Here is a 7,908-nt window from a genome sequence, read left to right as displayed (position 1 = left end):
ACGGATCGACCCTGGACGATCATGTCCCTCGGCCTGCGGGAGTGGGCGCACCGGTTCTGATCAGCGGGACTTGGTATAAGAGAGCGAAGCCATGAAGAAACTCGTAAAAGCTGAGAAACGTGTCGGCGGGGCTTAATCGGATAGCCATCCGGGTTTGGTCTACCGCGTCATCGAATCTCCCGGCACGGGCCAGAGCCCAACCATAGATCGAGTGCGCGAGAGCGAAGCTTGGATTAAGCCGAAGGGCTTCTTCAAGCTCGCGCATTGCTCTCTCATGTTGTCCGTTAGAACTTAGACACAAACCCAAGATCATCCGAGCCCACGGCTCGCTGGGGTCAAGAGCTAGAGCCCGCTCAGCATGTTGTTTGGCCTGCTCAAACCCTTGCCCTTCATCTGGCAGCCAGTAGTTCCATGCCGCCCACCAAACGGCCCAACTCAGAATAGCATGAGCTTTCGCGTAGACTGGCTCGCGGGCGATTGCACCATTGAGTATCAACCTAGCTTCTTCATTGTCGCGTTGGTCAAGATTACTAACCAATCCGATGGCACGGACGACAAGACCCCAGGTGCTGACGGTCTCAGGTGGCTGGCCTGTGACACGAGCACCTTCCTCGGCATACAGATGCGGCTCAATTGCCGCCACGACACTCTCCGTGATCTCGTCCTGAACAGCGAAGATGTCATCCAACTGGCGGTCGTATTTCTCAGCCCAGATGTGTTTGCCTGTTCCTGCGTCGATCAACTGCCCGGTGATGCGGACCCGCTTGCCAGATGCCCTGACGCTTCCTTCAAGGATGTATCGAACGCCTAGATCGCGAGCTACCTGTCGGACATCGACTGCCTTGCCTTTGTAAGTAAAGACTGCCTTGCCTTTGTAAGTAAAGGTTGAGTTCCGGGCGATGACAAATAGCCATTTCAGGCGGGAGAGACCGGTGATGATGTCCTCTGCCATCCCATCCGCGAAGAATTCCTGCTCGGGATCACCACTCATGTTGGTGAAGGGCAAGACGGCAATGGAAGGCTTGTCAGGGAGTGGAAGGGATTTGACGCGCTCAGTCCCGGCTGAGGCAGATGAAGTTGCCTTGAGTGTATATGCTCTGACGGACTCCTCGATGTTCTTGACCTGCTGTGGTCCTAGATCTGCGAATGCGTAGGGCAGAACCTTTCGCACATACCCGTAGGCTTCCTCGGAAATACACACGCTACCCGGATCAGCGATTCCTTCCAGTCGCGCGGCGATGTTGACGCCATCGCCCAGGAGGTCCCCACCCCTGACCATTACACCACCAACATGGATACCAATCCGAAATCGCAGGGCCTTCTCAGGCGCGGCCCCCTCGTTTAGGTGTCCGAGAGCCTTCTGGACCTCCATGGCACATTGGACGGCATCGACGGCGGAGGGGAACTCCGCTAGAACACTGTCGCCTGCCGTATTGGCGATCCGCCCGCCATGTTCCGCAATCAGTTGGTCCATGATCTCGCGGCGGGCAGTCAGGGTGCGGAGCGTCCCGACTTCATCCTAGCTCATCAGGCGCGAATAGCCCGCTACGTCAGCGGCCAAGATGGCTGCGAGATGCCGCTCAACCTTGTGTTCTTTTGAAGCCATGATGCCCCAGCGGACAGTTCAGGACTTATTCTGTTCCTGAGGATGGGATGCGTCCAGACTGCAAGATGGCTAGACGGCCTCATCGACAGATCATGCGAGCGCGGGATTGTTCAAACGTAGCCGTAGTCCTAACCCTTTCCGCCCTTGATGACCGTCAGCTTCCGCATCATTGGCGGGAGGTCAGTGGGAGGGCGGCTGGTCGCCTCAACGTCTGTGAACCGGGCCTTGCACTTGGGATCGTATTGGTTCGGTGGAGAGTTCCTTCCCAAACGCAGCCGCTCTGCGGAACGTCAATTTGTCTGCCTTGGTTGGTATCCAGACGGGAACATCCGCCCCATGCGCCGTGGAGACCTATATTGAACATTGTCCGCGTCATTTTGGCGATCCTGCTGCCGCCCATAGGGGTTCTGCTTACGGTCGGCTTAGGTCTGCATTTCTGGATCAACATCCTGCTGACGATCTTTGGGTACATCCCCGGCATCGTCCATGCAGTCTGGATTATCTCCTCGCGGGCGAAGGAGCGCGAGTTAAAAGATGTCCGCTATAGGTAAGGGGCGGCATTAGACCTCCCTTGCCACGACATTAACCTGCTTCAGGCTGTGAACACCCAGACCAGCATCTGAATCGCGCCAACGACGATCAAGGTGAAACCAGCCACACGGGTGGTCGTCGCGGTCTTACGGCGCGCGTCAGGTGTATTCTCCCCCATGAGCAGGATGTAGGAGCGAGCAATGGCAGCAAGGCCGATGACCGTCCACACGACGGATAGATAGAGCATTGGATGTCCCCGTTACCGTTGTTTCTCTCTATCACGAACAGGGGGAACTTGTTCGGCTTAGTCTGAGTGCTCTTCAGAACGGGCATGGGAGCCATAAGCCAGCGCATCATAGTTCCTTCGTTGGCTCCTATGCGATGAACTCCCCACGCTCCGTGGCCGTGTTGAAGGTTGTTTCCAGCGTCGGGTCATGTGCACCCGTCAGCGCATCATGCCGCAGGAACGGCTCAACTCACTGCACGTTGAACCAGCAACTGAGGAGGAAGTTATGGTTGATAAAAATCGAGTTGACGGTTCCGCCAAGAACATCGGTGGCAAAGTCAAAGAAGGCATCGGAAATGTGACCGGTGACTCCAAGATGCAGACCGAAGGCAAGGCAGATCAGGCCGAAGGCAAGATCCAAAACACCATCGGCGGCATCAAGGATTCCGTCAAAGACGCCTTCAAGAAGGACTGACAAAGGGGGCGACCCCCTTCTTACTTATGTGTCATGAACGTTTGTAAAGAATGCTGCCTCTCCCAAGTGCTTGACTATAGAAGGGACTTTCGGGACCTCTGCCCCAAGGCAACCCGGATGGTACGGGAACCTTCCTGGCAACCAAGTATTGCGCCACTGTCTGTGCACTAGAGGAGGCTTGCTATGGCTGAGACCACCGGCACCAAAGACGCCACCTACAATCTCGTTAGCGTCCTATACCATGCTCTCCAAGGAGCAGACCTGTACGAGCAGTATGCCAACGATGCTGGAGGTGATCAGGATCTCGCCTCCTTCTTCCGCGAAGCTCAACAGCAAGAAAAGCAGCGGGCGGATCGGGCTAAGCAACTCTTGGCCAAGCGTCTCCAGCAGAGCGGCTAGTCTCTACGAGGCTGCGGCTGTCTGATTCCAGCAGCCTTGAAGTGAGCCTGCCCCTTTCCTAATCAAGCTCCTCACGCACCTGAGTGAGGAGCACACTCGTGAAAGATCGTCAGCCTCCGAGCACCGGTAGCGGTTGTGCGATTCAGTGCTCAGAGTTCGTTGATCTTGCTGGTGCGGAGGAGAATTCAATGAAGAGCATTCCCGCCTTGGCCTTCCTGTTTGTGTCCTCAGTCGCTTATGCGCAGACCACCGGGACGCCAGCGCCCGCAACACCGCCTCCTGCGACAGATGATGGCGGGGGACTAGGCTGGCTGTGGCTTCTGGTTCTGCTCGCGATCATCGGTGCTGCGGTCTGGTATTTCATGAAGAAGAAGCGAGGCGCGACAACAACCTCTGACGTGGCCGGAGTGAACCGGACAGCAGCGGGGACGACTACAGGACCGACAACGACGGGAACAACCGGCTCATCGAACCCGCCCGCAGGTCCCAATGTCTACCCTGCCAAAGACTCTAAAGATCTCAAACGCTAAGCCCCACGAGCCCGCATGCGCCGCGTGATGTATTGGATATGGGCTCAATTCATGAGGGCCGAAGGTGCCACATGGTCGAGAGGCATCTTCCTTGGACCACCCATATTCTGCGGACGTTATTGAGCCACCCCCGCTACTGCTAGGAAGAACGGGGTCAGCCATCGGAGCGGAATACCAACAGCCCACCGAAAGAGGTTCAGGTCGGTTCCAATTTGCCTGCCTAGCATCGGCAGAAGGAAGATGATTCCCAGCAGAATCACAAAGGCGAACCGCTCCAGCTTTGAATATTGCCGCGCGAGAGCCTTGGGCAGAATGCTCAGGGCGACACGGCCTCCGTACAGAGGCGGTAGGGGAAACATATTGAAGATCGCCAGTATCAGGTTCAGCAGGATCGACTGATAAAGGGTCTTCACCAGCCAGGGAGCTATTGCCTCCGGCAACAGCGGGACAGTTCGAAAAAGAGCCGCCGATATAAAAGCCAGCGTCAAATTTGTCAGCGGCCCGGCAATGGCGACAATTGCCATGTCGCGGCGCGGATGGCCCAAGCGTCCGAATGCTACCGGGACAGGCTTCGCCCATCCAAATAGGAAGGGTGCCTTGGTCAGGAAGAGCAGGGCAGGAACAAGAATCGTTCCGAAAAGGTCCACATGCTTCAGCGGGTTGAATGTGACACGGCCCAAGCGGTGCGCTGTGTCGTCCCCTAATTTCCAGGCGGCATAGGCATGTGCTGCTTCATGGAAGGTGATGGCGATGAGGATCGGGATAATCCAAGTCGATGCCGAATAGATAGTGCTAGGAAAGTCCAAGCAATGATCCTCTTTGTTGCGCCGTGTTGATCATCATTGGGCGCGACCAAGTTAAATATGCGTCGGGTGTCGCAAGCTCAGGCTGGCTCCAGATCGACGCCTGCCTCGGCCTGATCCTTCATACTATCATCAACGCTCAAAGGGATCGTGAACGTGGCTTGTAGGCCATCGTTGTTGTAGATCGTGTCAACGGTGCCCTGAAGTTCGCGGACAATCGTTTGCTGGATTAAGCGGGAGCCGAAGCCCTGACGTGACGGTGGCACGATTGGATGGCCACACCTCTCTTGCCATTCCAGCCTAAGGTTCTCGTCCGACACCGACCAACTGATCCTGACGCTTCCTCCACCTGCCCGGAAGGCTCCGTGTTTTGTCGCGTTAGTTGCCATCTCGTGAATGGCCATCCCGAGCGCGATAGCCACTTTACTCGTCAGAGCGACGGAAGGACCGCTCAGCAATACCTGCGACCCGTCCCGAAAGGGCTCCAGTTCTCTCGTCAGCAGTTCGCGCAACTCCACCCCGGACCATGCTGATTCAGTCAGCAAGTTGTGTGTGTTTGAGAGGGCCAGCAGGCGGGCGGAAAAGGCTTGCTCAAACGCAGCCATGTCATGTGAGTTCCTGATCGTCATCCGGCTGATTGCCTGGATTGTGGCCAGCGTATTCTTCACCCGATGGTTCAATTCCTGAATCAGAATGGTCTGTTGGTCTTGGCGCTTGCGAAGGATTTGCGCCGTGTTCCGCATAATCTGGGCAACAGTGTTCACTTCGTCCAAAGACGTGCTGGGAACGTCGATCACCTTCATGTCGCGCATAGCCGCTGCTTTGACCTGCAAGACATTGATGGCCCTGGTGATCCGCTGCCCCATGAGGGAGGCGAGGGCTAAGGCCAGCAGCAGAGCCATCGAAAGGAGGGTCAGGCCAATGGCGATGATGTTTCGGCGTGGCGCTTCATAGACCTCCGGCAGGGCAGAGACACCGATCAGCCAGCCGGTGCTGGCCATACGATGGTATGCGCCAACGACCTTCGTTCCTTCCAATGTGTATACGTCCTGCCAGAGACCGCCTTGGCCGGGAGGCACATCCTTCGTGATCTCCCATCCGCTCCGCGCCATGGGTTTGCCAACCGATTGATCATGTGCCTTGGACCGAGCAAGGATTCTACCCTCGCGGTCATTGATCGCAGCGATCCATCCTTGCGGCACGTCCTCCAGAAGCTTCCTGAAGTAGGCGGCTGGAACACCCGTGGTGAGCGCAAACCTGACTTTGCCCGTGACGGCTGGCACTCGAACCGGAACCGAGAGAGTAACCGCCCACTGGTTGGTGACGGGTGCCCAGATTAGATCTGATGTATAGGAACGCCCTTCGGTGAAGATCACAGGGTCACCACGCCCAAGAAAGGCGGGCAGGCGTGATCCACGGGGTGTGCTCGTATTGAGCAATTGTTGGCCGTTCTCATCCCGAACGGTGAACCACACATCCGATGGATGGCCTGTCTGCTCAAGCCGAGAACGAAAGTCGTCCATGTCGCCTTCGAGCAGCGTAGGGCTGGCCGACAGCACGTTGAGAGTGGCCTGGAAGGCAGCGAGGCGGTTGTCGATCTGTAAGGCGACGGTTTGAGCCTGCCGCTCAGCCAAGCTGTTGATGCGCTGCCCCTCCTGGCGCAGGTAAGCCCATCCGATGAAACTGCTCGCGAGCAAGATCGGGAAGGTGAGCGCCAAGGCATATAGACGAAGGTGCCCGGTGATCGAGCGGGGTCGCAGCATGAAAGACCGGCTCATCGATAGTCTAGGCCGGTCTCTTCAGGGGCGAAGGTCGGACCTCAATGAGCGAAGGAGTACCATGATCATATCCAAGGTTGATATAGCCACCTCTCGCGGCAAAAGGCGCTCTTATGAGAGACGGCGTAGGGTCTCCTCGAAGCTCTCGCGCTCCCCGGAATAGGCTCCGCGATGGGCAGCAATCAGCTTGGCAAGAAGTTCGGCAAACTGACGAAGCTTAACCAGGGAGGTCGGAGGGTCGTCTCGGAAGTAGCGTTCAGCCAACCCACCAAGAATGGCAAGGTTCACGTCATGCGCGCCCAAAAAGCCGAAGTTTGCCGTTGTGACCATTGCCCCCAGCCTGCGTGGCTTCTTGATTGAGCCATAGGATAGAAGGCCCATTCCAGCCAAGCAAGAAACTCTGCTGTGAAGCAAATGGTGGCACCGGGTGTACTGCGCCTGATTGGCCGATTCGACAGCAAGCCTCGGAAAGAAAAGCCTATGTCGCCCACGTTTAGGTGCGTAGATCTGCCTCAACTCTGGCACACCATTGGCACACTAGAGGAAAGCGCAGCCAGCAAGTAGAGGCCGTCCTCAATCTAAGTTACTGATTTTGCTTGAGAAGAGTGGCGCACCCGACACGATTCGAACGTGTGACCTTTGCCTTCGGAGGGCAGGGTCGGACACCCTTGCAGGGTGCCCTTCACGCTCTATCCAGCTAGGAGCGGGTGAATCAGGCGGATTCGCCTAATCCCTTCCGAAACCAATGGAAAACCCATCGGCCACGCTTCAGAATTAGAGCAACCGGAGCCTTCGTTCAAGCTTCCTTTGGTGCCTCAGGGCCTCGTGAGACAAGCCTCAGAAACCGTGGGGCTGTGACACAAACTGTGACAACACCCGGCCTCGTAAGTGTCTCGCTAAAGCCACTTCTTCTGGGCCTTCTGCTCGGCTCGCTCTAGTGCGCGTCGTTGTTGACGCGAGAGGCCCTCCCGAACGGGTGGCCGCCTTCCATCTGGATACTCGGAGGAAAACGACCGATACATCTCAAGCCTGCCGGGTACGAGTATCTCAAGCTTCTCCTGAGCCTCAATCGCCTGTCTCTCAAGGTCCTCAGTCCAGTGAGAAGTGTCTATCGCCATAAGGTCTTCAGACCCGCCAGCGCGACCTGTGACCTCCGCAGCGGCATCAACAGCGATACCCACGACAGTTTTCAAGTTTCTTTGCTTATGTGCGACTCCCAGACAGTAACCTTGTAGGAAGCTGGCTCTAGAGCATCGGACGAAAAAGCGGATCCACGACGCTCCACCTTTCTCCGCTAGCCAGGGGTAGGAACGGAGCGGGTCCGACAAATCGTCCGATGCTCTAGCCCTTCGATACTCATCATGTCTGTCGTCAGAGTTTTTGAGACAGCGGGTGGGCTGAACTAAGGGAGACTCTGGCTCATCTGGGTTTCAGATTAGGCGGCCTGCATCTGGTGCTGCAAGCGGCGGGTTTGGATGGTCTATCGTTTGATCCTTTCGCGTTCCATCAAAACGGTTTCTCCGCGCCCGAAGTAGACGTCGGCCGGTGTGAGATTGTCGA

General features: G+C 56.8%; 10 protein-coding genes and 1 tRNA gene. 4 read left to right on the top strand and 7 right to left on the bottom strand.

The window, feature by feature from the left end:
- Positions 1–19: 19 nt before the first annotated feature.
- Positions 20–1,495, bottom strand: a complete 1,476-nt coding sequence (locus DRB19_RS28025) for an adenylate/guanylate cyclase domain-containing protein (protein ID WP_276330642.1) — start codon at positions 1,493–1,495, stop codon at positions 20–22.
- Positions 1,496–1,962: 467 nt separating this feature from the next.
- On the opposite strand from DRB19_RS28025, the gene DRB19_RS28020 reads away from it, so the two are divergent.
- Positions 1,963–2,157 carry a YqaE/Pmp3 family membrane protein gene (locus DRB19_RS28020; RefSeq protein WP_114189257.1) on the top strand — a complete coding sequence of 65 codons (195 nt, stop codon included), beginning with the start codon at positions 1,963–1,965 and terminating at the stop codon, positions 2,155–2,157.
- 41 nt (positions 2,158–2,198) lie between these two features.
- Here the strand turns inward: DRB19_RS28020 and DRB19_RS28015 are convergent, their stop codons facing one another.
- Positions 2,199–2,384 carry a hypothetical protein gene (locus DRB19_RS28015; protein WP_114189256.1) on the bottom strand — a complete coding sequence of 62 codons (186 nt, stop codon included), beginning with the start codon at positions 2,382–2,384 and terminating at the stop codon, positions 2,199–2,201.
- Between the two features lie 187 nt (positions 2,385–2,571).
- On the opposite strand from DRB19_RS28015, the gene DRB19_RS28010 reads away from it, so the two are divergent.
- From DRB19_RS28010 to DRB19_RS28000, 3 genes are all read left to right on the top strand, one after another.
- Positions 2,572–2,838: a CsbD family protein gene (locus DRB19_RS28010; RefSeq protein ID WP_373867466.1), complete on the top strand. Its 267-nt coding sequence runs from the start codon at positions 2,572–2,574 to the stop codon at positions 2,836–2,838.
- A 183-nt stretch (positions 2,839–3,021) separates the two neighbouring features.
- Complete coding sequence (locus DRB19_RS28005) at positions 3,022–3,237, top strand: hypothetical protein (protein ID WP_114189255.1); 216 nt, start codon at positions 3,022–3,024, stop codon at positions 3,235–3,237.
- Between the two features lie 188 nt (positions 3,238–3,425).
- Positions 3,426–3,767, top strand: coding sequence for a hypothetical protein (locus tag DRB19_RS28000; protein WP_114189254.1), 342 nt, complete (start codon positions 3,426–3,428; stop codon positions 3,765–3,767).
- Positions 3,768–3,883: 116 nt separating this feature from the next.
- Here the strand turns inward: DRB19_RS28000 and DRB19_RS27995 are convergent, their stop codons facing one another.
- The 5 genes from DRB19_RS27995 to DRB19_RS27980 form a co-directional block, all read right to left on the bottom strand.
- Positions 3,884–4,573, bottom strand: a complete 690-nt coding sequence (locus tag DRB19_RS27995; protein WP_210207550.1) for a site-2 protease family protein — start codon at positions 4,571–4,573, stop codon at positions 3,884–3,886.
- 77 nt (positions 4,574–4,650) lie between these two features.
- Positions 4,651–6,333 (bottom strand): sensor histidine kinase, encoded by a 1,683-nt coding sequence (locus DRB19_RS27990; protein ID WP_162815925.1) that lies wholly within the window; start codon positions 6,331–6,333, stop codon positions 4,651–4,653.
- A gap of 126 nt (positions 6,334–6,459) precedes the next feature.
- The gene (locus DRB19_RS27985; RefSeq protein ID WP_174800032.1) at positions 6,460–6,678 is read right to left on the bottom strand and encodes a hypothetical protein; all 219 of its coding nucleotides are present in this window, start codon (positions 6,676–6,678) and stop codon (positions 6,460–6,462) included.
- 276 nt (positions 6,679–6,954) lie between these two features.
- A tRNA-OTHER gene (locus DRB19_RS30450) sits at positions 6,955–7,027 on the bottom strand.
- 217 nt (positions 7,028–7,244) lie between these two features.
- On the bottom strand, positions 7,245–7,541 hold the full coding sequence (locus DRB19_RS27980; protein ID WP_147023391.1) for a hypothetical protein: 297 nt from the start codon (positions 7,539–7,541) through the stop codon (positions 7,245–7,247).
- Between the last annotated feature and the right edge of the window lie 367 nt (positions 7,542–7,908).

It is taken from the genome of Microvirga aerophila, assembly GCF_003332305.1.
In the GTDB taxonomy this organism is placed as follows: Bacteria; Pseudomonadota; Alphaproteobacteria; order Rhizobiales; family Beijerinckiaceae; genus Microvirga; species Microvirga aerophila.
Note: the sequence above shows the minus strand (reverse complement) of the source record. Positions and strands in the feature narration are given on the sequence as shown.

Coding starts and splice junctions, on each gene's coding strand:
- DRB19_RS28000 (WP_114189254.1), top strand. CDS start 3,426: ATGAAGAGCATTCCCGCCTTGGCCTTCCTGTTTGTGTCCTCAGTCGCT.
- DRB19_RS28010 (WP_373867466.1), top strand. CDS start 2,572: ATGTGCACCCGTCAGCGCATCATGCCGCAGGAACGGCTCAACTCACTG.
- DRB19_RS27985 (WP_174800032.1), bottom strand. CDS start 6,678: ATGGTCACAACGGCAAACTTCGGCTTTTTGGGCGCGCATGACGTGAAC.
- DRB19_RS28015 (WP_114189256.1), bottom strand. CDS start 2,384: ATGCTCTATCTATCCGTCGTGTGGACGGTCATCGGCCTTGCTGCCATT.
- DRB19_RS27990 (WP_162815925.1), bottom strand. CDS start 6,333: ATGCTGCGACCCCGCTCGATCACCGGGCACCTTCGTCTATATGCCTTG.
- DRB19_RS28005 (WP_114189255.1), top strand. CDS start 3,022: ATGGCTGAGACCACCGGCACCAAAGACGCCACCTACAATCTCGTTAGC.